Source organism: Pseudoalteromonas sp. SR45-4, assembly GCF_014163535.1.
In the GTDB taxonomy this organism is placed as follows: Bacteria; Pseudomonadota; Gammaproteobacteria; order Enterobacterales; family Alteromonadaceae; genus Pseudoalteromonas; species Pseudoalteromonas nigrifaciens.
Genome location: NZ_JACJDO010000026.1, coordinates 1 through 24,019 on the forward strand (window position 1 = coordinate 1; position 24,019 = coordinate 24,019).

General features: G+C 40.2%; 21 protein-coding genes and 2 pseudogenes. 13 read left to right on the plus strand and 10 right to left on the minus strand.

Annotated elements, in window-relative coordinates; genetic code table 11:
• Positions 1-333: 333 nt before the first annotated feature.
• Both H5058_RS11670 and H5058_RS18700 read left to right on the plus strand, forming a co-directional pair.
• Positions 334-831 (plus strand): annotated as a pseudogene (locus H5058_RS11670) (hypothetical protein); the annotation flags it as partial.
• A pseudogene (locus tag H5058_RS18700) lies at positions 810-935 on the plus strand (IS256 family transposase); the annotation flags it as partial. The pseudogenes H5058_RS11670 and H5058_RS18700, both read left to right, overlap by 22 nt.
• A gap of 72 nt (positions 936-1,007) precedes the next feature.
• On the opposite strand, the gene H5058_RS11675 reads toward H5058_RS18700, so the two are convergent.
• Positions 1,008-1,205 (minus strand): CsbD family protein, encoded by a 198-nt coding sequence (locus tag H5058_RS11675; RefSeq protein ID WP_011328875.1) that lies wholly within the window; start codon positions 1,203-1,205, stop codon positions 1,008-1,010.
• A gap of 265 nt (positions 1,206-1,470) precedes the next feature.
• On the opposite strand from H5058_RS11675, the gene H5058_RS11680 reads away from it, so the two are divergent.
• Complete coding sequence (locus H5058_RS11680) at positions 1,471-1,884, plus strand: group II truncated hemoglobin (RefSeq protein WP_011328874.1); 414 nt, start codon at positions 1,471-1,473, stop codon at positions 1,882-1,884.
• A 149-nt stretch (positions 1,885-2,033) separates the two neighbouring features.
• Entirely contained in the window at positions 2,034-4,460 is a 2,427-nt protein-coding gene (hrpB, locus tag H5058_RS11685; protein WP_182678326.1) for an ATP-dependent helicase HrpB, read from the plus strand.
• A 75-nt stretch (positions 4,461-4,535) separates the two neighbouring features.
• On the opposite strand, the gene H5058_RS11690 is transcribed toward hrpB, so the two are convergent.
• Positions 4,536-5,402: a LysR family transcriptional regulator gene (locus tag H5058_RS11690; RefSeq protein ID WP_011328872.1), complete on the minus strand. Its 867-nt coding sequence runs from the start codon at positions 5,400-5,402 to the stop codon at positions 4,536-4,538.
• 167 nt (positions 5,403-5,569) lie between these two features.
• Here H5058_RS11690 and H5058_RS11695 point away from each other — a divergent pair, with 167 nt between their 5' ends.
• The gene (locus H5058_RS11695; protein WP_179807881.1) at positions 5,570-5,896 is read left to right on the plus strand and encodes a multidrug efflux SMR transporter; all 327 of its coding nucleotides are present in this window, start codon (positions 5,570-5,572) and stop codon (positions 5,894-5,896) included.
• 135 nt (positions 5,897-6,031) lie between these two features.
• Positions 6,032-7,162 (plus strand): S-(hydroxymethyl)glutathione dehydrogenase/class III alcohol dehydrogenase, encoded by a 1,131-nt coding sequence (locus H5058_RS11700; RefSeq protein ID WP_220485822.1) that lies wholly within the window; start codon positions 6,032-6,034, stop codon positions 7,160-7,162.
• 136 nt (positions 7,163-7,298) lie between these two features.
• Here the strand turns inward: H5058_RS11700 and H5058_RS11705 are convergent, their stop codons facing one another.
• The gene (locus H5058_RS11705; RefSeq protein WP_182678328.1) at positions 7,299-7,514 is read right to left on the minus strand and encodes a hypothetical protein; all 216 of its coding nucleotides are present in this window, start codon (positions 7,512-7,514) and stop codon (positions 7,299-7,301) included.
• Between the two features lie 170 nt (positions 7,515-7,684).
• On the opposite strand from H5058_RS11705, the gene H5058_RS11710 reads away from it, so the two are divergent.
• The 4 genes from H5058_RS11710 to H5058_RS11725 all read left to right on the plus strand — a co-directional run bounded on the left by H5058_RS11710 (position 7,685) and on the right by H5058_RS11725 (position 12,945).
• Positions 7,685-9,592, plus strand: coding sequence for a DUF1800 family protein (locus H5058_RS11710; RefSeq protein WP_182678329.1), 1,908 nt, complete (start codon positions 7,685-7,687; stop codon positions 9,590-9,592).
• A 10-nt stretch (positions 9,593-9,602) separates the two neighbouring features.
• On the plus strand, positions 9,603-10,943 hold the full coding sequence (locus H5058_RS11715) for a DUF1501 domain-containing protein (protein ID WP_182678331.1): 1,341 nt from the start codon (positions 9,603-9,605) through the stop codon (positions 10,941-10,943).
• Between the two features lie 83 nt (positions 10,944-11,026).
• Positions 11,027-11,740 carry a DUF1499 domain-containing protein gene (locus H5058_RS11720; protein WP_182678333.1) on the plus strand — a complete coding sequence of 238 codons (714 nt, stop codon included), beginning with the start codon at positions 11,027-11,029 and terminating at the stop codon, positions 11,738-11,740.
• Between the two features lie 158 nt (positions 11,741-11,898).
• Positions 11,899-12,945 carry an NAD(P)-dependent alcohol dehydrogenase gene (locus tag H5058_RS11725; RefSeq protein WP_179807884.1) on the plus strand — a complete coding sequence of 349 codons (1,047 nt, stop codon included), beginning with the start codon at positions 11,899-11,901 and terminating at the stop codon, positions 12,943-12,945.
• A 60-nt stretch (positions 12,946-13,005) separates the two neighbouring features.
• Here the strand turns inward: H5058_RS11725 and H5058_RS11730 are convergent, their stop codons facing one another.
• On the minus strand, positions 13,006-14,208 hold the full coding sequence (locus tag H5058_RS11730) for an MFS transporter (RefSeq protein WP_179807885.1): 1,203 nt from the start codon (positions 14,206-14,208) through the stop codon (positions 13,006-13,008).
• Between the two features lie 366 nt (positions 14,209-14,574).
• On the opposite strand from H5058_RS11730, the gene H5058_RS11735 reads away from it, so the two are divergent.
• Entirely contained in the window at positions 14,575-16,701 is a 2,127-nt protein-coding gene (locus H5058_RS11735) for a TonB-dependent siderophore receptor (protein ID WP_182678335.1), read from the plus strand.
• A gap of 61 nt (positions 16,702-16,762) precedes the next feature.
• On the opposite strand, the gene H5058_RS11740 is transcribed toward H5058_RS11735, so the two are convergent.
• Positions 16,763-17,647 carry a LysR family transcriptional regulator gene (locus tag H5058_RS11740; RefSeq protein WP_182678337.1) on the minus strand — a complete coding sequence of 295 codons (885 nt, stop codon included), beginning with the start codon at positions 17,645-17,647 and terminating at the stop codon, positions 16,763-16,765.
• Between the two features lie 120 nt (positions 17,648-17,767).
• Here H5058_RS11740 and H5058_RS11745 point away from each other — a divergent pair, with 120 nt between their 5' ends.
• Positions 17,768-18,724 carry a TDT family transporter gene (locus tag H5058_RS11745; RefSeq protein ID WP_182678339.1) on the plus strand — a complete coding sequence of 319 codons (957 nt, stop codon included), beginning with the start codon at positions 17,768-17,770 and terminating at the stop codon, positions 18,722-18,724.
• A 29-nt stretch (positions 18,725-18,753) separates the two neighbouring features.
• On the opposite strand, the gene H5058_RS11750 is transcribed toward H5058_RS11745, so the two are convergent.
• The gene (locus tag H5058_RS11750) at positions 18,754-18,924 is read right to left on the minus strand and encodes a DUF2986 domain-containing protein (RefSeq protein ID WP_182678341.1); all 171 of its coding nucleotides are present in this window, start codon (positions 18,922-18,924) and stop codon (positions 18,754-18,756) included.
• Positions 18,925-19,099: 175 nt separating this feature from the next.
• Between H5058_RS11750 and H5058_RS11755 the strand changes: the two genes are divergently transcribed.
• Positions 19,100-20,593 (plus strand): dipeptidase, encoded by a 1,494-nt coding sequence (locus tag H5058_RS11755; RefSeq protein WP_182678343.1) that lies wholly within the window; start codon positions 19,100-19,102, stop codon positions 20,591-20,593.
• A gap of 62 nt (positions 20,594-20,655) precedes the next feature.
• Here the strand turns inward: H5058_RS11755 and H5058_RS11760 are convergent, their stop codons facing one another.
• The 4 genes from H5058_RS11760 to yghU all read right to left on the minus strand — a co-directional run bounded on the left by H5058_RS11760 (position 20,656) and on the right by yghU (position 24,013).
• Positions 20,656-21,084, minus strand: a complete 429-nt coding sequence (locus H5058_RS11760; protein ID WP_089368627.1) for an OsmC family protein — start codon at positions 21,082-21,084, stop codon at positions 20,656-20,658.
• 124 nt (positions 21,085-21,208) lie between these two features.
• Positions 21,209-21,346 (minus strand): DUF2256 domain-containing protein, encoded by a 138-nt coding sequence (locus tag H5058_RS11765; RefSeq protein ID WP_182678345.1) that lies wholly within the window; start codon positions 21,344-21,346, stop codon positions 21,209-21,211.
• Positions 21,336-22,865: a cryptochrome/deoxyribodipyrimidine photo-lyase family protein gene (locus tag H5058_RS11770; protein WP_182678347.1), complete on the minus strand. Its 1,530-nt coding sequence runs from the start codon at positions 22,863-22,865 to the stop codon at positions 21,336-21,338. The genes H5058_RS11765 and H5058_RS11770 overlap by 11 nt, the downstream gene beginning before the upstream one ends.
• Positions 22,866-23,173: 308 nt before the next feature.
• Positions 23,174-24,013 carry a glutathione-dependent disulfide-bond oxidoreductase gene (gene yghU / locus H5058_RS11775; RefSeq protein ID WP_011328849.1) on the minus strand — a complete coding sequence of 280 codons (840 nt, stop codon included), beginning with the start codon at positions 24,011-24,013 and terminating at the stop codon, positions 23,174-23,176.
• Positions 24,014-24,019: the final 6 nt, after the last annotated feature.

Here is a 24,019-nt window from a genome sequence, read left to right on the forward strand (position 1 = left end):
TATTTCGCATGCCTAAAAATGAATAAAAAAGCAGTTTAATACGCGTTATTTGAATAAGCAGAGGGATTTTAAAAATTAAGGATGCTTTTAAGCCTAGCAATGTTTGTTTAGATAAACACCAAAGGGATTAATTATTAGGGTGGGTGTCATTCTATGTTCTGTGAAAGCACAGTATTTTGCATGCCTAAAAATGAATAAAAACAGCGTTATTTGAATATTATTTTAATAAGCAGAGAGATTGTCAAAGCTAAGGGGATTTTAAGCTCAGCAATGTTTATTTAGATAAACACCAAAGGGATTAATTATTAGGGTGGGTGTCATTCTATGTTTCTATATCCTATACCAGACATTAAAGATGAGACTGAGCTTATTAACCGCTTTGATGAAGTATTTAATGATGAGCTCACCGCAGTTATTGCCAGTTCAAACATTGATACCGATTGGGATAGTGTAGGTTGGCGCGGCATTATGCTCAATAGCGGCGTTATGTGGGTAGATACCGACGGTAAAATTATTGCTGTAAATACCCAAAACGCTAAAGAGCAGGCACTTGCTAAAAGCTGAATAGAACAAGGTAAGCAATCTTTGCATGCAAGTATCAATACTTTTGAAAAGCCAGTACTTGATTGGAAAACAGCTAACTACCATATTCGTGTTGATGATTTAGGCGATCATAATTTTCGTTATGCAGTATGGGGTATTGATAAAAAGCCAAGCGACAAGCCTGATATGGTTTTACTAAATGGCGATATTACATTTGAAGGCAGTGGTGGCAATCATAATTATACGTTTAAAAATGGTCGTTATAGTTATGTGTTGCAGGCATATTAAATGCCTCAAAGAAATGGACAATGCCAATCCATAACTGGAATCTGACATTGTCGCAATTGGCCATCCACTTCGAAGGTAGGTTAGATGGTGTGCTAGATATTTAGCAATTTAAGCTGACACAGAATTCTGAACGCCCTCAACAAAGGCGGTTATTTTTAAGTAGCTAATAGCTAAAATTAATGGTCTTTTTCAAATTCATCAACTTCGCGTTCGGCTTCTTCTTTCGACTTACCGTATTGCTGTTGAATTTTGCCAACTAACTCTTTGCGGCTACCTTCAATTTTATCTAAATCATCGTCGGTTATGTCGCCCCATTTACGTTGCGCTTTACCTTTAAGTTCTTTCCAATTACCTTTGATACGATCGCTGTTCATAAGTAGCTCCTTACTTTAGATTAGTGAAATTAACAGTCAACTATAAAGTAGCAAGTCGTATACCAAAAAAAAGCATAAATATTTTTTGTAATTAATATCAGTAGCTTAATATCAATCATAAATAGAGTAAGGCTAAAAGGTGGGTGTAATTATGTGGTCCTTCTTTAAATGCATACAAAATATACATAGCAGTTTGTAATAATTGCTTATCCAATATAGGTTTTAAGTTATTATGTTGCGATAAAACAGACGGTATGAGTGAGTTATGGATACTAAAGTGTGTGAATATGGCGTAGGAGATTGCTCTTACAAAATGGCGGGGGAGTTAGTAGGTATTACCCAGCTGGTTGATGCATTTTATGATTATATGCAACAGTTAAAAGAGGCTAAGCACATAAGAGATATGCACAGTAAAGACTTGTCGCAGTCGCGTAAAAAGTTAGCTTACTTTTTGTCAGGTTGGATGGGCGGACCTAAGCTGTACGCGGAGCATTTTGGCAGCATTAACATTCCCCAGGCGCATAAACACTTGGCGGTAGGCGTTGCCGAAAGTGAAGCTTGGCTATTATGCATGCAAAAAGCCGTAGATGATCAGCCTTATGCAGAGTCGTTTAAAGTGTATTTAATGCAGCAATTGCGCGTACCCGCAGAGCGAATTAGAATGGTATCGGGTAGCTAGTAGAGAGTTAATAGGTAGAAAGTGGGTAGCTAATGGGCAACCTATTGAGCTTAGTTGCTTGTAAAAGAGTATTAATTATTAAACATCAACCGCAGTCACGCTGCGGTTTTTTGTTACAATGCCGGTAAAGCAATTTAGGGTAAATAGCTGTGCTGCCGGTTCAAAACATATATCAACAACTCGTAATAACATTACAAAGCAACCCAATTACGCTACTGCAAGCGCCGCCGGGTGCAGGTAAGTCTACTTGGTTGCCGCTGCAACTTATGCGTGATGGGCACTTTAAACGTATTGTAATGCTAGAGCCGCGTCGTTTAGCTGCGCGTAATATTGCTAGTTACTTGGCAAAGTGTCAAAACGAGAGTGTTGGCCAAAGTGTTGGCCTGCGTATAAGAGGTGAGAGCAAAGTAAGTGTTAATACGCGCCTTGAAATAGTTACCGAAGGTATGCTTACCCGCATGCTGCAAAACGATCCTGAGCTTAGCGCTGTTGATTTACTGATATTTGATGAGTTTCATGAGCGCTCTATTGCAGCCGATACTTCATTGGCATTTGCGTTAGAGACCCAAAGTGCGCTGCGCGAAGATTTAACCATAATGTTGATGTCGGCAACCCTTGATACCCAGCGCTACACTGAGTTTTTTGCTTGCCCTGTAATTCAATCAAATGGGCGCAGCTATCCAATAGATGAAGTATATATACCCATAAAAGATGAAAGCCGCTGGCTTGATGCAATCCCCACTATAATAAAACAAGCACTGAGTGAGCAAACAGGCAGCGCGTTGGTGTTTTTACCAGGGCAGCACGAAATACTCAGGGTACAACAAGCACTCACTGACTTACCAAACAATTGTATAGTGGCAACGCTATTTGGCGAGCAAGATAAAGCCAACCAGCAAGCAGCTATTGCTCCTGCGCCTGAAGGGATGCGCAAGGTGGTACTTACTACCAATGTGGCCGAAACTAGCTTAACCATTGAAGGCATAAGGATTGTGATTGATAGCGGTAAACGCCGCGCCGCGACCTTTAATTTAAAAACCGGTGTTACTGAACTCACAACACAAAGCATATCGCGCTCATCGGCAGTGCAGCGTGCAGGGCGTGCAGGGCGAATAGAGCCAGGTGTGGTTTATAGGCTTGGCTCTAAGCAAACTTTTGAGCGCCGTAATAGTCACGAGAATCCCGAAATACTCACATCAGACATAAGCCAACTAATGCTAGAAGCTAAGCAGTGGGGGGCAAGCATTGAGGAGCTAACCTTGCTTGATAAGCCTACTGAGCAGCAAGGCATACAGGCAAGTAACTTACTTAGCATGCTTGAAGCCATAGACAGCAAAGGTAAGCTCACACCGCTTGGCAGTAAAATGTTAGGCTTTGGCGCTGATATTCGTTTGGCGCATATGCTATTAAAAGCGCAGGCATTAGAGCAAGCACTCCCCGGTATTTATCGACTCGCTATTTATTTGGTGGCATTACTTGAAAGCCGAGTTAATACTGCTAATGAGCTAAGCTTAGCGCTGCATAGCCAACAACAACGGCCACATCAGGTATTCAAGCAGCAATTAAAATATTGGCAAAGTCGCTTAAAAGTAAAGGAGTCAAATGGCGATTTAAATACCGAGCACTTAAGCTTGCTGGTGGCGCTTGCTTACCCCGATCGAATCGCGAAAAAGCGTGGCAATGGTTACTTACTTGCCAATGGTGCAGGCGCTGAGCTAAACCGCGATTACTGGCATAACGACGACTACCTTGCAATTGCCACTATGGGCGGGCACAAAGGCGGGCGTATTTTTAGTGCCACATCACTTAGCCCATTTGAGCTGCAAGCCTATTTGCCGCATTTATTTAGCATGCAAACTCGCTGTGAGTTTGATGAAAAAACCGCACGCTTTATCCATCAAGACGAAGTGAAACTTGGCGCTATTACGCTTACTAGCCAGCCAAGTGCGCAAAAACTCGATAAAAGTGAGCGCGCCAAAGCATGGTTAAATTTATTTACTAAACATGGCTTTGCACTGTTTAATGAACAAAAAGACGCTGAGCAACTATTAATTAGAATGAGCTTAGCAAGTAAGCTAATGAGCGAAAAGTTTCCGAAAATTAACGAGCAACAACTTATTCAAACGGCACCGCAGTGGCTAGGTGTATTTTTACAAGATATTAAAACCCTGGAGCAGCTTAAAAAGTTTAACTACTTTGAGGCATTACAAAATTGTTTTGACTGGCAACAACAAAGTGCCTTAAAAAGCTTACTGCCACTGCGTTTAACGGTAGCGAGCGGCTCTAATATTAGGATTGAATATCAGCTTGAAGGCCCTGCAAAGCTCAGTGTACGTATGCAAGAAGTATACGGTATGACCAGCACGCCGTTGTTGGCGCAGGGGAAATTGCCACTGCTGATGGAGTTATTGTCGCCGGGGAAACGCTCGTTGCAACTTACTCAAGATTTAGCACACTTTTGGAATACCAGTTATCGCGATGTACAAAAAGAAATGAAAGGGCGTTACCCCAAGCATTTTTGGCCCGATAGCCCTGCAACCAGTATTGCAACTAACAAAGTGAAAAGTAAAATGTGAGCGTGTACTTAGTTGAAGTAATAATATTAACCTCACAGTTAAATTCGAGATTAATATTATTCAAGTACGTAAATACTAACTAAGATGCTTTGCTAAATAGTCGACCAATAACCTTATTTTTGGCGATAAGTGACGATTATGAGGGTATATGGCCCAAATGCCTTCATCAGGCACCCGATAGCTATCTAATAAGGTAATTAGTTCACCACTTTGCAGGTGATTTTGCACGTAGTAATCGGGCAGTTGTACTATTCCTAATCCTTTTAATGCTGCATCCGCTAGGCTATAGCCACTGTTGTATCTTAGCTTACCGGCAACGCGAATGTTTTTTTCTTTTCCCGATTCCATAAAGTGCCAATAATCAAGCGTGCCTAGTAGGCAACTATGTTTACTCAGTTCAGAAATTGCATGTGGTATGCCGTGTTTTTCCAGATATTCTGGCGATGCGCACACATAACTGGTTCTGGTTCCGAGTTTTTTTGCCATCATTGACGAGTCGGCCAGCTTACCAATACGTATAGCTAAATCGTATCCGCCTTCAACTAAGTCAATTTGTTGATTACTCAAGTAAGCAGAAACCGCGACCTCACTATATTGCAGCATAAAGTCAGAAACCAAAGGCAGTACTTGCTGCTCTCCATAAGTTACCGAAGCCGTAAGCTTTATTTTACCTTGGGGCGTTGTTTGTAAATTAGTTATAGCCCGCTCTGCAGCATCTAAGCCATCAAGCACGCTGCGGCAATGCTGATAAAACACTCGGCCTTCTTCAGTTAACGACACTTTGCGCGTAGTGCGATAAAACAGCTTCACATTCAGCCGGTTTTCGAGCGCACTAATTTGCCTGCTTACTTGCGCTGTAGATATTGCCATTTTTTTTGAGGCTTGCGTAAAGCTGGCATTTTCAGCAACGTGTACAAATTCACTAATACCTTCCCACTGCATGATTGTTACCTATATGTACAAGTTAATTTCAAAAATAGCATATTATCATTTTTACAGAAACAAATATAATAGCAGCCATCAACACAAACATGCTGTGAATAAGTTAAATCGTCGATATAACGTTATCGACATTAATACAACAGCTCGCAAAATAAATAGGAAAAAATATGAGTTGGGTATTTTTATTTTTAGGTGTTATTGCAGAAGCAATGTCGCATGTGGCATTAAAACAAACAGATGGCTTTACTAGGTTACTGCCCAGCATAGTGGTGTTATTGGGCCATTTGGCTGCGTTTGTTTTTTTAGGCCAAGCAATGAAAGGCATGCCTGTAGGTATTGTGCATGCGATGTGGGCAGGATTAGCTATTGTTACCGTTACGCTACTATCTACCCTTGTATATAAACAGCATTTAGAACTATCCACTTGGTTAGGAATGGCATTGGTGGCCATAGGCATTGCAATGATTAACCTATCACAAGGGCATAGCCATTAATTGCTTTAAAATGAATAGCATAATTCTAAGCCAAAAATAATATGCAGCAGCGCATTATTAAGGTAACTGAACTAAACTAAAATACGTGTTTACGTTCATTTATATTAAATAATTTATTAATTAAGAGAGAACGAGATGTCAGATAAGTTTATAAAATCGAAAGCCGCTATAGCATGGGGTCCAAAACAGCCTTTATCTATCGAAGAAATTGACGTAATGCTGCCGCGCAAGGGCGAAGTATTAGTTAAAGTTATTGCCTCTGGAGTTTGTCATACCGATGCTTTTACTTTGTCTGGCGATGATCCTGAAGGGATTTTTCCGGTTATTTTAGGCCACGAAGGCGGTGGTATCGTTGAGCAAGTTGGCGAGGGCGTAACGAGTGTAAAAGTTGGGGATCACGTTATTCCTTTATATACACCAGAGTGTGGCGAGTGTAAGTTTTGTTTATCGGGTAAAACTAACTTGTGTCAAAAAATTCGTGAAACTCAAGGTAAAGGCTTAATGCCTGATGGCACCACTCGTTTTTACAAAGACGGACAGCCAATTTTTCATTATATGGGTTGTTCAACTTTCTCTGAATACACGGTATTACCAGAAATTTCGTTAGCAAAAGTTAATAAATCTGCACCATTAGAAGAGGTGTGTTTATTAGGCTGTGGTGTTACAACCGGCATGGGCGCGGTAATGAATACTGCAAAAGTTGAAGAAGGCGCAACAGTAGCTATATTTGGCCTTGGTGGCATAGGCTTGTCGGCAGTTATTGGCGCAACTATGGCTAAAGCGAGCCGAATTATTGCTATAGATATTAACGAAAGTAAGTTTGAATTAGCAAAAAAACTAGGCGCTACCGACTTTATTAACCCTAAAGACTACGACAAACCAATTCAAGATTTAATTGTAGAGTTGACCGATGGCGGTGTTGATTACTCGTTTGAGTGTATTGGTAATGTTAACCTAATGCGCTCTGCGCTAGAGTGCTGCCATAAAGGCTGGGGTGAGTCTGTGGTTATTGGTGTTGCTGGTGCGGGGCAAGAAATTTCAACCCGTCCGTTCCAATTGGTAACGGGTAGAGTATGGAGAGGTTCAGCATTTGGTGGGGTTAAAGGTCGCAGCGAATTACCTGATTATGTAGAACGTTATTTAGCGGGTGAATTTAAGTTAAGTGACTTTATTACCCATACAATGGGACTTGAAGATATTAACGAATCGTTCGATTTAATGCGCAGAGGCGAAAGTATTCGCACTGTTATTCATTTCGATAAATAACGATAAACAGCAGCACTATGGTTTAATTAAACCATAGTGCTTTTTTTGTTTAATTTATAGTTACTAATCAACAATCCATCAGTTTTAAAAAAAGTAGATCCAGCCAAAAACACTTCAAAATATATAAGCATTGTTTTTAAATTTCTTTACCGCCGTGTATTTCGGCTAAATCGTCAAGCTCTGCAACTGTGTAGTCAAAACCACTCTCGTCATAGTCATAATTAACCTTTACGCAATTGCCGCCATTAAATAATTTTGTTTTTACATCATTAATGGGCCAATTTTTAAGTAGATGTATAAATCGGTTGGCAACTTGAGAAGATTCAAAACGATAGCTAATTTCTGTTTTCATAAATAATAAGGCTCTGGCTAGTTTAACCCCCGTAGTTTGTGCATTTTTGCTAATTAGTCAAGTTTCGGTTACAAAAAATAAAGAGTAAGTATGTAATTTTTATGTTTCAATTGATGTGTTAATTGCAGTAAGCACTGTTGTGCTTTAATTAAAGGTGAGAACAAATTTACATGTACTATAGAACTTTTTTACTAGCAAGCTCTGCTTTGTTTATCAGTGCTTGCGGTGGCTCTGGCTCAGATGAGACACCAGTTGTAAGCACAAATAAAATCCCCTCTCTATCAATAACCAATATCAAAAACGATATAGTTAAAGGTCAAACTATTGATTTAAATGCAACAGTTGGCGATGCCGATGGCGTTATCAGTAGTGTTGTGTGGGAACAAACTGCGGGGCTTAAAGTACTTAATGCACCTGTAAATGCCAGTAGTATCACTATTACTTTACCAGATGCGCAAAGCCATGCAGCAATGGAGTACGCTTTTAGCGTAACGGCAACCGATAATGAAGGGGCTACCAACGTTAAAACTGTGAGTTTTGTTGCGCGTAATAGTATGGATGAAACTGCTGCCGCACGTATATTACAGCAAGGCAGTATGGGCCCCACATTAAGTGAAATACGCCAAGCTCAAGGGTTAAGCGAACAGCAGTGGCTTGAGCAACAAATGGCGTTACCAATTAACTACCATCGTGGTTATTTAGTGAAAAGCCCTGATGAAAACAAATTTCAGTATATTAATAGGATTGATGCGTGGTGGAAGGGGGTGTTGCATAGCGACGATCAACTACGCCAACGTGTTGCCTTTGCATTGAGTCAAATATTGGTTGTATCGGATGCAAGTAGTAATGTAGGTAATCAGCCCGAGGGCATGATCACTTACTACGATATTTTGCTTAAACATGCTTTTGGTAACTATAGAGAGCTACTAGAAGACGTAACGCTGTCGCCAATTATGGGTACTTTTTTAAGCCATTTAGGGAATGAAAAGGCAAATGATGAGCTTAATATTCGCCCAGATGAAAACTACGCCCGCGAAGTAATGCAGTTATTTACAATAGGCCTTGAAGAGTTAAATTTAGACGCTACTCCAAAGCTTGATGCGCAAGGTAATACAATTGCCACCTACGGTCAGGCTCAAATAGAAGGATTTGCGCGCGTTTTTACTGGGTGGACATTTGCAGCTAGTGAAACTTTTAAGAAAAAAAAACGTGATTATGTAAATCCAATGAAAGCGTTTAGCGAGTATCACTCTAGTAAACAAAAAACATTGTTAAATGGCGAAATTATCCCCGAGGGCTACGGACCAGAAGAAACACTGCAAATAGCGCTCGATAACCTATTTAATCACAATAATGTAGCGCCATTTATTAGTAAACAACTCATACAGCGTTTAATTACCTCAAACCCAACACCGCAATATGTTACCCGTGTTGCTCGTGTTTTTAATGATAACGGCGCTGGAGTACGAGGAGATTTAGCCGCGGTAATAAAGGCTATTTATTTAGATGATGAGGCACGCCATTTTGGCAGTGTTTTAAATTATCAAGGGAAACTAAAAGAGCCACTGATAACCACAATACAGTTTTGGCGAAATCTAGATGCTAAAACCGGTAACGGTTATTACAACACGTGGGGTTTATACAATACCTATGGACAGGGGCCAATGAAGTCGCCCTCAGTATTTAACTTTTACAGGCCCGATTACCAACCTGTTTATTTACGTAGTGATGGCTTAGTTGCTCCAGAGTTACAAATAGCAAATGACTCTACAATAATTGGCATAATGAATAAGCACTTTGCAGATTTAGTGTGGAATGCGGCTGAAGGAAAAACATCTTTAAGTCCAAAATTACTATACGTCTATATTAAAAACGATATGAACCATCTAAAAAATTATGGCATAGAGTCGTTACTTGATCAGTACAATGTGTTGTATTTTGCCGGTTCAATGAGCCACGAAACACGCCAGGCGTTACTCGATTTAAGTGCCTATTTTATTGATAATCAAGATCGTCAGCGGGTATCGTATTTACTTTATATGATTGCTATTTCACCTGAATTTAATTTGCAGTATTAGGAGAGGCATAATGAGCATAAATAGAAGGCAATTTTTGTCATTATGTTTAAAAGGCGGGGTGTCGGCAGCGGCGCTAACCAGCTTACAACTTCAAGCATTAACGGGTTCAACAAATGCTATTGAATTGGGTGATTATAAAGCCCTAGTATGTATATTTTTATATGGCGGTAACGATTCACTAAATATGCTAATGTCGTTAGAGGGCGAGCAACGAAATTTGTATGAAAAAAGCAGGCAAAACTTGGCGGTTGCTTCGCCTATTGCGCTTAATACTAATTCGTCGTTTGCTGGTGGTGTAGGGCTGCACCCAGCGCTTGCACCCATGCAAAGTGTGTTTGATTCGGCTAACTTGGCATTTGTTGGCGGAGTAGGTACTTTGCTTGCACCAACCACGCTTGACGATTATAAAAATAAAGCAGTACCGCTGCCTCAACACTTGTTTTCACATAACAATCAACAAGCAGCGTGGATGTATGGTCGTGAAAAGGAATCGCTAAATAATGGTTGGGGAGCGCGTTTGCTAGAGCGCTTAAATCAGCAAGATCAGTTTGCTGCAAACATATCGCTCGATGGCACCAATCTTTGGCAAACAGGCGCGCAAACTAAGGCGTTTTCGCTTAATAAAAGCGGTATAAGTAAAGTAAACGCTTTTGGCGGTTATCAGCCAAGAACTGAGCATGTAACCAATATTATGAACCGTATAATGGGTAATACGAATCATCCATTAACGGGTGCTTACGCTAATAGTTTTAATTCAGCGATTAGAAATACCCAAACAATGAATAGTGCGCTTGAAGCCGCCCCTGAACTTATTACCTCATTTAGCGATACAGGGTTGTCGAAGCAACTAGCTGCGGTAGCTAAGGCGATTAGTGTGCAAGCAAAGTTAAGTACGCAGCGCCAAGTGTTTTTTGTTTCTATGGGAGGGTTTGATACACACGATAATCAATTGAATACTCACCCTGCATTGCTTAGCACACTAGCACAAGGACTTAACGAGTTTAATAGTGCGATGAATGAGCTGAATATGGCTGACAAAGTAACGTCGTTTACTATGTCGGACTTTGGCCGTACGCTAACATCTAATGGCGATGGCACGGATCATGGTTGGGCAGGAAACCAAATCGTTATGGGAGGCGCAGTTAAAGGCGCCAATATATATGGGGAGTTATTAACTCAACATTTAGGCGGACCACAAGATACCGGCCGAGGGCGATTAATACCAAGTGTTGCAAATGAGCAATATTTTGCCACACTAGCTAAGTGGTTTGGTGTTCCTGCATCAGAATTAGGTGATATATTTCCAAACTTAAGATACTTTAATCAGTCGACATTAGATTTTATGGTTTAATTCGTTATTAATGTAACCCAAATTCCATCGCAAACAGTATAAAACTGTTTGCGAATAAAAAATTCATGTAATGGAGTAAATTAATGAAAGTTTTAGTAAGTTTGGTGAGTTTAATCGCCTTTTTAATGGTTGTATTGCCCGGGCCATTATATAAATTTGGCGTTGTTGAATTAGGCACTGCGTTTGCTGGATTTAGGTTTGGTGTTTACGTGGGGGGAGCTGCGCTTGTATTACTTTTGGTGCAGGTTATATTTATGCGTAAAACAGCCACTGTAAGTAGTACTATAGTGGCCGTTGTATTTGCGGGTATTGCTATTTTTATGCCGCTTAATATGATGGATAAAGCGAAAAGTGTGCCGCCAATTCATGATATTTCGACAGACGTAGTTAATCCACCAAAGTTTGTAGCTATTGCACCACTGCGTGCCGATGCGCCAAACCCAGTGGCTTATGCCGGGGCAGAAACGGCTGCGCAACAGCTTAAAGCTTACCCAGAACTGACTACCCTTAATTATGCTTACCCAAAAAGTGAGCTAGTAGTGGCTACAGTGCAAGCGATTAAAAATTTGGGTTGGGAGTTAGTTAATAGCGATGCCAGCCAAGGGATTGTTGAAGCAACCGAGACCACCACCTGGTTTGGTTTTAAAGACGATATAGTGGTGCGTATTAAAGATGAAGGCTCTCAGCGTTTTGTTGATATTCGTAGTAAGTCGCGTATTGGTCGCAGTGATTTAGGTAAAAATGCAGAGCGTATTCATACATTTGTAGATGAATTAAACGCGGTACTGGCAAAATAATTAGGGCAAACCTAAATGTTAAGTTACTAACAATTAAGTTATCAGCAATCAAATGGAACCCAAGCGTACGGCTTGGGTTTTTTATCATCAGTTAGTGTTCACAGCTAAGCAAGTATACTTATTTGGTATTTATATTTTTAACATACTATGGAGTTATTATGAAAACAGTAGGATATGCAGCAAAAAGCCAAGGTTCAGAACTCACCGAGTTTTCTTTTGAGCGCCGCGATTTACGAAATAACGATGTAGAAATTGAAATATTATACTGTGGAGTTTGTCATTCAGACTTGCACGCGGTACGTAATGATTGGGGCGGTAGTCGCTACCCGTTAGTACCCGGACACGAAATTGTTGGTAAGGTTATGTCGGTAGGTAGCGACGTTACAAAATATAAGCAAGGCGATACGGTTGCTGTTGGCTGTATGGTCGACTCATGTAAAAGTTGCGATCAGTGCGATAATAACGAAGAGCAGTTTTGCCGTGAAGGCATGGTAGGCACATACGCAGGAACAGATCGTGTTAACGGCGATATGACCCAAGGTGGGTATGCTAAACATGTTGTAGTGCGTGAAGAGTTCGTACTCTCAGTACCTAAAAACTTAGAGCTGTCGCGTGTTGCACCGCTGTTGTGTGCAGGCATTACTACCTACTCGCCATTACATAAGTGGGGCGTTAAAAAAGGCAGTCGTGTTGCTGTGGTTGGTTTAGGTGGGCTTGGTCATATGGCGGTTAAAAACGCTGTCGCTATGGGCGCAAGCGTTACGGTAGTTGGCCGTAGTGAGTCTAAAAAAGACGATGCGGTTAAACTAGGTGCCCAGCATTATTTAGTGTCGTCAAACGATGATGCAATGAAAAGTGCGCAGTCAGCCTTCGACGTTATTATTGATACCGTACCGGTAAAGCACGATTTATCTATTTACACACCACTGCTAGATATTGATGGTACACTGGTTATTGTTGGTCAGGTTGGCCCGGTTGATGAGCTAAGCACAGTGCCATTATTAATGGGGCGTCGCCGTATTGCAGGCTCACTTATTGGTGGTATTGCACAAACGCAGCAAATGCTTGATTTTTGTGGCGAGCATAATGTCTTACCCGAATGTGAAATGATCAATATTGATGAAATAAATACAGCTTATGAGCGAATGGAAAAGTCTGACGTTCGTTATCGTTTTGTTATTGATATGGCATCGTTAAGTGTTTAATTACACTTAGTAATTAAAAATAAAAAGAGCCGCAAATTAGCGGCTCTTTTTAGTTAACTATTAAGCCTCTTTTGCTACAAACGATTTATTGCTCATTTGTAAGTAGCTAAGTAACCACATAATAAACCCACCAACAAAAAGAGCAGCGGCAACATAGCCTGTTTGATTTGGCGCGGCACCTTGCGCAATTGCAATGCCTCCAACCCAAGGGCCAATTGCATTAGCAACATTAAAAGCACACTGTACTAACGCGCCTATCATGGCATGCCCATTAGGAGACACATCCATTAGTAAGGTTTGTACTAGCGTTGCTAAACCTAAACTGCAGCCAATAAAAAATATAACCCCATAAAGCAGCCAAATGTTATGGCTTGCGGTTACATAAGCAAAGGCAAATACAATAGTGCAAACCAGTACTAAGCCAGTCGTTTTAATTGCAGATTTATCTGCCGCTTTACCTAATACATAATTGCCTAATGTTGAGCCAATACCAAACATCACCATAGCAATCGAAATGGTGTAGGGCGCTGTTTCGGTTACTTCTAAAATAGTATCAGCAACATAGGTATAAATACAAAATACCCCACCAAAACCAATAATTACAATACCCAAAATAGACCAAACCAGCTTGTTTTTTAATACTCCAAACTCATTAAGTAAATTAGATGGTTTAGTGTTTTCAATATTTGGCACAACTTTATATACAAAAATAAAAGCAATAAAAGCTAAAACACCTGCACCGGCTAAGCAGTAACGCCAGCTTAAGTTTTGCCCTACTAAAGTTACCACAGGTACGCCAACAATGGTGGCAATGGTCAAACCCATAAAAACTTTCGACATAAAGCTTGCACGCTTACCTGCAGGGGCAATTTCAGAGGCTAATAAAATAGCTGCACCAAAATAAGCACCATGGGGCAAGCCACTTAAAAAGCGAAACAATACCAATTGCTCAAGTGACGTTGCAAAAGCGCTTAAGCTATTAGAAATACACATTAAGCTTAAAAATATAAGCAACGCTTTGCGTTTTCTCATGTTTGCAGTAGTTAACATTAAAATGGGCGCACCAACAACAACACCTAAAGCATAAGCGCTTATAGCGTAGCCACTTTGCGAAGGCGTTGAGCCAAAAGTTTCACTGATCAGTGGCAGCATAGGCATCATCGAAAATTCAGATAACCCTAAAATAAAAGTACCGAGCGCAAGCACGATTAATATAGCTGTTCGGTTAAGTTGATTAGATGGCGGCGCTACATTAGCGGTCATAAAAATCCTTTGAGATTAATGTTTAATTCATAAAAACTAGGGCAACAAGCAAACTGTAAAGTGTTGTTGCTGCGAAAAAAGCAAAAGAAGTGTTGTTGTAAATGCTGGGAATAAATAGGCGGCCATTTTAAGCCAAATAACATAGGGCGTCATCTATTAGCTGGCCGTTAAAGGTAAATTAATTACTTTAATAAAATCTTAATGTCGTGTGGTTAATTTAGAGAGGCAAATAACCTAATATAAAAAGATAAGCTTGGCTAAAAATGCTGATTATAGTTAATAAAGTGCGACATTATGTCGCGCATGCAAGTAAGGTGAATCCAGTATAATTACGTCATTAATAATAGCAGTCCAAAGAATAAAATAATGGCGCATAAAATAATATACCGTACACCTTACTTACTCTCACCTTTAGTGTTTTTAACAAGTGGGCTTTTATCTCCTTTAGTATTTGCCGACGATACATCTTTAGAAGTGATTGAAGTACATGGGGATGCTCAAAATAAACATTTAGTACTTGGCTCTACAGAGTCGCTATTAAGTGATTTAGGTGTCGATTTTTCAGCTGCTGGTGGCGTATCTAATTTACCTATTTTAAATGGTTTAATGGGCGACAGAGTAAAAGTATTAGTTGATGGCGCAGAAATAACGGCGGCATGCGCTAATCAAATGAATCCGCCGTTGTCTTACATTTCGGCGAACCAAGTTACGTCTTATCATGTGGTTGCCGGTGTATCACCGGTAAGTGCAGGTGGTGATAATATAGCAGGTGTAATAAGTGTTAACTCTATTGCACCGCAATACACTCAAAATAGCGATTTAGCATGGCATTCTGGTTATGTATCGGCAAAGTACAGCACTGCTGACAATGGTCGTAATTTTGGAGTAGGTGCACGTTTAGCAAGTAATACACTTAGCGTTAATTATCAGGGCTCGTTTAGTGATGCAAACAGCTATGAAGACGGTAACGGCGATGTAGTGCTTGATACGTTGTATCGCGCCCAAAATCACAGTTTAACCGCAGCTATACGCGACGATAAACAGCAGGTTGTAGTTAAGCTTAGTCATCAAAAAATTCCGTATCAAGGCTTTGCTAATCAGTATATGGATATGACAGATAACACCAGTTACGGGGTTACAGCGCAATACAAGCGAGCATTTGCGAGCAGCGAGTTTGCAGGACAAGTAAATTGGCATAGCGTAAAACACGATATGGGATTTTTTAGCGCAGAAAAAATCGGCATGATGCCAATGAAAACCGACGCAGAAGATATAAGCAGCCAGTTAAAATGGCGTATAAATTTAGATAACGATAGCAGCATATTGCTAGCTCAAGAATATTACCATTATAGTATTGATGATTGGTGGCCAAGTATTACAGGCTCGGCCATGATGGGGCCAAACGACTATAAAAATATTAATAATGGAAAGCGTGAACGCATTGCACTTGTTGCAGAATATGAAAGCCAAAATAGTAAAAAACTATGGTTAAACACGGGTGTGCGTATTGAAAATATAAATACCCAAGTAAGTGAAGTACAGGCATATAACACAGGTATGCACATGGGCGGTATGCATATAGGGCCAAGTGACGCTATGGCAGCAAATACGTTTAATGCAGGGAGTAGAAATAAAACCGATACTGTAGTTGATGCAAACGTATTAATTAATTACCAAATAACTAACGTTGATGAACTGCAACTTGGTATTGCTCGTAAAAATCGCGCGCCAAACTTATACGAGCGATACAGTTGGGGGGTTAGCAATATGGCAACCACCATGATTGGCTGGTACGGCGATGGTAATGGTTATATTGGCACCCCAGATCTTGGCGTTGAAACCGCACATACAATGAGTGCTACTTATACTAAATTGGCAAAAGACGACAGCTGGCGTGTAAGCACTAATATTTGGTATACCGATGTGAGTGATTATATTGATGCTGACATAGTAAGGAACTTTAATAGTTCAGGCATTGACGGTAATAGTCGCAATATTTTGCAGTTTACTAATGTAGACGCCATTTTATATGGCGCTAAAGTAGATTTAAGTGCCAGTATTTATCAATCTGAACAGTTAGGTCAGTGGCAGTTAAAAGCAAATATAACTAACACCCGTGGCAAACGCGATGGTAACTCTAGCACTCAGCCGCTTTATCAAATTAAACCATTGCAAACCCAGCTTGGTATTAGCCAGCAAATTGGCAATGTTGAAAACTCGCTTTTATGGCAATGGGTCGATACTAAAACAAGAGTAGATAACAACCGCTTTGAAAACCAAACCGATAGCTACCATTTAGTTAATTTAAGTTCTAAAGCAGTGTGGAATGCATTTACACTCAGTGTTGAGGTAACAAATTTATTTGATCAGTACTATCAACTACCATTAGGTGGGGTTAGCATTGCTGAGTATAAAAAAAATAACGCAACCGGCTTTGAGCAATTAGCAGGGCAGGGAAGATCATTAAACCTAGTATTGAGCTACGCGTTTTAAAGTTTAATTATTAATAACAAGGGCCATGGTAATTTATTATGGCCCTTTTATCGACTCGGCTTTAGCGTTGCTGGCAAAATGCCATAAATTTCTTTAACAGTGGACTTTGGTATTTGCTTTTATGAATAACAAGCCAAAACTGCCTGTGCATTGGGCTAGATAAGGGGAGGCGTTTAACGCGGTCATTTTTAAGCGCATATTGCGCCGCAAGTGACGATAAACAGCCAAGCCCTAGCCCTGCCGATACACAGTTAATTATCGACTCAGTAGTATTTAACTCAAAACTTTGGGTCCAATTTTCAATATTATTGGCAAGTGACTGCAAAAAAAAGTTACGCGAACCAGACCCAGGCTCCCTTAAAACCCATTGGCTATTAGTTAAGTCACTAAAATTAATCTGTTTTTTAGTGCCAAGTGGGTGTGATAATGGCGCAATAATACACATTTCATCTTGACTAAACACACTCGATATTAGATCGCCATGATGAGCTTGGCCTTCAATAAGCGCAATATCGAGCTCAAAATCGATGAGTTTTTGACAAATAAGTGCTGAATTTGAGATAAAAATTTGCTGTGAATAATGCTTTTCTTGTTCTCTAAAGTCGCTCAGTAAAGTGGGGAGAATATGATTCCCTATAGTATCACTGGCCCCTATTTTTAATGTTCCTGCTATCTGAGCATTATCGGTAAATAAAGCATCAATACTACTTGCCCTATTAAGTAACTCATCAGCTAAAGGTAACAGCTTTTGTCCTTCTTGGTTTAAAATAAGCCGATGATTAACCCGATCAAATAAAGAGTGGCCTAATTGTTTTTCAAGCTCAGCAAGTGCCATACTCACTGCCGCTTTAGAGAGAAATAACGCTTCGGCGGCCGCTGTTAGTGTTATATGCTGGGTAATACTAACAAATACGCTAAGTTGTTTTAGTGAAATATGTGAAGCCATATATATGAAGCCATAAGTGTTTAGTTTTATTGAACAGGTGTTTTATATAATCATATTTAACTTAACGTAATGCAAGCCTATACTTCACCTAAATAAAGCAGGGTAGTTTGGAATTGAATCATGTTTAATCGTATTAAAACAAAAGTAATGGCGGCACCGACCCCAATGAGCGGATTAGCACTAGGTATTGCAAGCCTTGGTTGGGCATGGGAAAGCTTTATAAATTTTAATGGTTACAGTCAGTACTTAGGTGCTGCTTTGGCCAGTGTGCTGTTAGTACTATTGAGCATAAAATTTATATTACACCCTAATTTATTAAAAGCTGATTTAGCACATCCGGTAGTGGGCAGTGTAGTACCTACCTTTGCTATGGCTACCATGGTTGTTTCTAACTCTTTAGGGCAGCTAAATGCGATTGCAGGAGATGCATTGTGGGTACTAGCCTTTTTGTTACACTTAAGCTTTTTTATTAGCTTTGTAGGGCATCGTGCTCGCGACTTTAAAATTGAACATATGGTACCTAGCTGGTTTGTACCACCTGTAGGCATTATTGTTGCTGATGTCGCTTTTTCAGGTAACCCTGCATTGGCTTGGTTGGCAGAAGGTGCCCTTATTTTTGGCATGATAATATACGCTGTCATGCTACCTATGATGATTTACCGTATAATATTTGCTAAACAAATACCCGATGCGGCTCAGCCAACCCTCGCTATTTTAGCAGCGCCGGCAAGCTTATCGTTAGCTGGGTATTTCACTATAGAAACTAACCCATCACCAATAATTGTAGGCCTACTATTTGGGATAGCCGTATTGATGACATTTATTATTTATGTGGCTTTTTTTAAACTACTACGTCGTCCATTTTGCCCAGGATACGCTGCTTTTACGTTTCCCATGGTAATTGGTGCAACCGCTTTATTTAAAATGTCTTCTTGGATGCTAATCAAACAAGTAGATACTCAATACATTGAGAAAATACATAACTTAGCGGTATTAGAATTAATTGTTGCTACAGCAGTAGTGGGTTATGTTGCTACCCGTTACCTGTACCACTTCAGCCCTTTTAAGGCTAAATAAGCTGATTAAATAAGCGCTATTAATAGCGCTTATTCTTGTTCTAAATTTGGCTCAATAATTACTTGCTCTACTTCTTGTGCAGCAAGTTTTTCGCGCTCAGCTTTTGATACATAACCCGGTTTTTTGCTTTTATGTAATTTGGCATTGGTGCGCTTATCTTTCTTTTGAAATTTAGTAACTATTTTTTTGCGACGGTTCATTTTTAATACTCATAATTTTAAGGCGCGCATTATATAGCACCAAGTATAAAAGCAACTATATAAATATTTAACTAATTGCACTGGTTGTTATGTGACTTTACCGCAAAGCGCTGTTTGTGTGAGGTGCACAAGGTTATAATTATGTTTCTTAGTGATTAATTAAATGGGAAATGTTTTGAAAAAGTTAGCGTTAGCCAGTGTTGCATTATTTGCCTTTAGTGCTCAAGCACAGTTAAATAAAAATATTGATAGTGTTGCCGATTATGCCGTAAATACCTACCAAAGCGCACAGGTACATACACTAACCAATTTAGTATCATTTCCTACTGTGAATAAAAGCGATATTAGCGCACCACAAAATCCCGACTTTATTGGTTTTAAAGCCTTACTAAAAATGAAAGCGGCTGAGCTGGGTTTAGATTATCAGGATTTAGGCTACACAGTATTAATAGGGCTTGGGGAGCAAAGCGATAAAGTAACCGTAGTAACACACGGCGACGTGCAACCAGCTAATGCAAGTAAGTGGCAGCAAAGCCCATTTATTATTGATACAACATCAGAGCCAGGGCGCTTAATTGGCCGCGGTACAGAGGACGATAAAGGCGCAATTGCCACCGCACTTTACGCCATGAAGGCCATTAAAGATAAAGGCATAACGCTTAATAACCGTATTGAGTTAATGATTTATTTGGCCGAGGAGTCTGACTGGGGCCCGCTTACTGAGTTTATGAAAACCTATGAGCAGCCAAAGTACGCAGTAACAATAGATGCGTCATACCCAGTAGTGGTGGCCGAAAAAGGTTGGAGTTTAATTGCGCCAACGTTCAATGCTACCTCAGCAAAAACAGGTGTTTATGTTAGCGATGTTGCAGGTGGTGCATTTGTAAGCCAAATACCTGAAGACGCTAGCCTAGTACTGCATAATGCTGATGATAAGTTACTTACTCAATTAAAAGCCAAAGCCATTACGCTTAAGCAAGTAGAGTTTAGCTTTACTCAGCAAGACGATACAGCTGTCGCAATTAGTGTAAAAGGCGTGTCGGCGCATTCATCAGAGCCAGAGTCGGGTGTTAATGCAATTGCTTATTTAGCCGAAATATTTAAAGGCCAAACGCTTGAAAATAATAGTGATGGGCAGTTAATTAACTTTGTAAATCAGCTGATTGGTTTAGATATTCATGGCAAACAGTTTGGCGATATTGCCTATAAACATGATTTTATGGGGCCAATGACAGTGGCACCCACTGTGATTGAACGAGAGGGAAATGCCCTAACGCTTAGTGTAAATGCGCGCCGTCCTATGGGCAAAGAAGAGTTGGTGTTAAAGCAGCAAATAGACAGTGCACTAGCAAAATGGCAAGCCACTAACAATGTAACACTAAATGATGTTAAAACTATTATTGGTACGCCTATGCTACTTGATGGCGCGCCGCATGCGCAAAAATTACTTGATATTTTTAAGCATTTTACGGGTGATCAACAAGCCGGCTTTGTCTCTATTGGCGGCGGTACTAACGCTAAGTTATTTGATAATGCGGTATCGTTTGGCCCATCAATGCCAGGTAAGCGTTACACCGGACACTCTGAGCATGAGTTTATTACCCTTGAGCAGCTAAAGCTTAACTTGCGCATGTACACCGCGATGATGATAGAGCTAGGTAATATGTAACTAAACGCATGTAATATAGCGCCGCAAATAAATGCGGCGTTTTAATAATGTATTTACAATAGTTAGTTCAGCTCAGCCTTGAGTGATATTTCAGCATTCATTAGTTTAGAAATAGGGCAGCCTTTTTTGGTTTGATCGCATAAAGCTTGAAACTGCTCGTTTGCAATATCAGCAATTTTAGCATTAACTTCAAGCGCAATGTGGGTAACAGCAAAACCATCGTCTACTTCATCTAAGCTAACTACCGCTTTGGTATCAATGTTGTCGGCGGTAAACCCTGCTTCACCTAATGCTAACGATAATGCCATACTAAAGCATGCACTGTGCGCCGCAGCTACTAATTCTTCAGGGTTTGAGCCGGGTTTATCTTCAAAGCGGGTATTAAATCCGTAGGGTTGATTATTAAGCGCGCCACTTTGCGTAGAAATACTCCCTTTACCTGTTTTAATATCACCAGACCATTTTGAGTTTGCAGATTTTTTAATTGTCATCATCTTCTCCTTATTGCATTGGCGGTAAGCTTTTCATACTAGGTGAGTGTTATTTGCAAAAATAATCACAAAATAGCTAAAAAGCGTTGTATTTATAAGGTTAATGCAAGATGAGCGCCAGCTATTATTGCTTATTGCACTTACAGCGCTTTGAGCAGTAAATAACATTGTCCCAGTCGCGTTGCCATTTTTTACGCCACGTAAAATGTTTATTGCAAATGGGGCATGTTTTTTGAGGTAAGCTTTGCTTTTTATGAGCCATCGTTAGTGGTTTTATTTTTTATTTGGCTTGTTTTTGCTGTAATTGCTACGTGCCTTCTAAGAATACTTCCTATGGCGCGTTTAACATCTGCTCGCTCGCGGTATTGCCATAAGCGCTCGCGTGCTGCTTTTGAGGCTGCTGTTAAATCAAGTATGGGCTCGGGGTAATCTTCCCCTAGCTTAAAATCGTTAAATAGCGCTTCCATAGGAGTTTGCTCCCAAGGCTGGTGTAAATATTCAATAGGGAGTTTTTCAAGCTCGGGGCACCACTTTTTAATAAACGCGCCAGTTGGGTCTTGATCTTCCGACTGCTTTATTGGGTTGTAATGCCTAATAGTATTAATGCCAGTTACCGAGGCTTGCATTTGAATTTGCAGGTAGTGAATTCCTGGTTCAAAATCTAAAAAGTAATTAGCAAGAGGAAAGCTTGCTTGCTGCCAGCTTATATTTAAATGATGTGTTACAAAGCTTACAAGCATGGCGCGCATTCTAAAGTTTATATAACCTGTGGCTTTTAAACAGCGCATGCAAGCGTCAATAATTGGAATACCTGTTTGACCTTGCGCCCAGCGTTCAATATCGCTTTTTACATGTTCGTCATCACGATACGGAAATACGTGATAACCCGGATTAAGTGCTAAAAACTCCATAGAGCATTCGCTTTCAAACTTTTGCATAAAGTGGCAGTGCCAATGCAAGCGCGATACAAACGCAGCAAGTGGGCGCTTCCAGCCTCTTTTATCAGGATGTTTTGAATGATATTCGTCAAAGGCCATTTGGTACACTTGCCTAAGGCTAATGTTCCCCCAGGCTAAATACGGCGAAAGCCGAGAGCAATGTACTTGGCTCAAACTTGGGCTTGATATTCCTTTTTGATAGCCTTTACCACGTTCGGCAAAAAAGCTCTGTAATACAGTGCGTGCTTGCAGCGGGCCGCCTTGTTGAAAACTGTCGTGATTTTGGGTGTAAGCGCTTGGTAATTCAGGTGCTTGGTAATTATTGAGGGTAATTGTTTTTATACTTTTCCAATTAGGAACCGCGATAGGTGCTTGCATTGTTTGCTGCCAGCGCTCGTTCCAATTATTACGATTTTTTTTGCCGCGAATTACTGCGCCTGTTTGCGACTCCTGCCAATTAATGTGGTTATGTTGGCACCAAACTTTAATGGCTTTATCGCGCTCAAAGGTATTGTTTAAACCTATTTCTTGATGGCTAAAAATATTAACTATTTCAAACTGCGTCGTTAACGATTCAAGTAAGTCACCCATGTTTAAATTAAATATATAAACGCAGGCATTAAAGCGTGTTAGTTGATTATTTAACTCAACTATTGATTGATATACAAAGCGCCAATGCCGCTCATTGTAGTGTGCATCTTCAAGCATTAATGGCTCAAAGTTATAAAGTAGTAGGGTAGGTAAGCCATTACCAAATGCATTTTTTAATGGTTGATGATCGCTAAGACGTAAATCGCGTTTAAACCACACTATGTTTATTTTTTTGCTTAAATCGTTTTGCATAAAATACTAACCCTAAAAACGAGTTAGCCTCATTATTAATTACTCACTCCATTACGTAATAAATTATAAATACGATTAGTTTACGCTATGTAATATAACCTATTCTTCGAACAATAAACTTATCTCAAGCTGCTATTTTCAGCGCTAACTGCGTTGAACTTTCATGCAATAGGCCGGTTATTGACGCGTAAACTCGCCTTGTTTTCACTGAAAACCTCTAGCTAGAGAAAATAAATATAACTATGATTCAAGGTAGGCTGAATTAAACCCCTTTATAATTATTTATATAAAGGGGGGAGGCGATTTGATTAAAAGTCACTACTACTGTGGCGCTCTGCTAGTTGCTCTTCTTCAGGTCCCCATGTGCGGTTAACGCGACGACCACGTTTTACGCCAGGGCGCTTTGAAACCTGTTTAGCCCAACGTACAACGTGAGTGTATGAGGCAACATCTAAAAATTCAGCTGCATCATAAATGTCGCCAAGCACTAAAGAGCCATACCAAGGCCAAATTGCGATATCGGCAATTGAGTACTCATCTCCTGCCATGTATTCGTTTGCACTTAAATGGCGGTTTAGCACGTCAAGCTGGCGCTTGGTTTCCATGGTGAAACGATCAATAGGATATTGCATTTTAGTGGGTGCATAACTATAAAAGTGGCCAAAGCCACCACCTAAGTACGGCGCTGAGCCCATTTGCCAAAATAGCCAGTTACGACATTCAGTTTTAGCTTTTAAATCTTTAGGTATAAGCACATCAAACTTTTCTGCTAGGTATTGCAGTATAGAGCCCGATTCAAAAATACGCGTTGGCGGCGTGGTTGAATGATCCATTAACGCTGGAATTTTTGAATTTGGATTAATATCAACAAAGTCAGAACCAAACTGATCACCATCACCTATGCTGATTAAATATGCGTCGTATTCTGCATCGGTTAAGCCCAGCTCTAACAGCTCTTCAAACATAATAGCGGCTTTTTGACCATTTGGTGTAGCAAGCGAATAAAGCTGAAATGCGTGCTCGCCAATAGGTAAGGTTTTGTCATGAGTTGCGCCGGCAATGGGGCGATTAATGCTGGCAAATTTACCGCCACTCTCACTGTCCCATGTCCAAACTTTGGGTGGGGTGTATTGATTTTGATCACTCATAAAAAT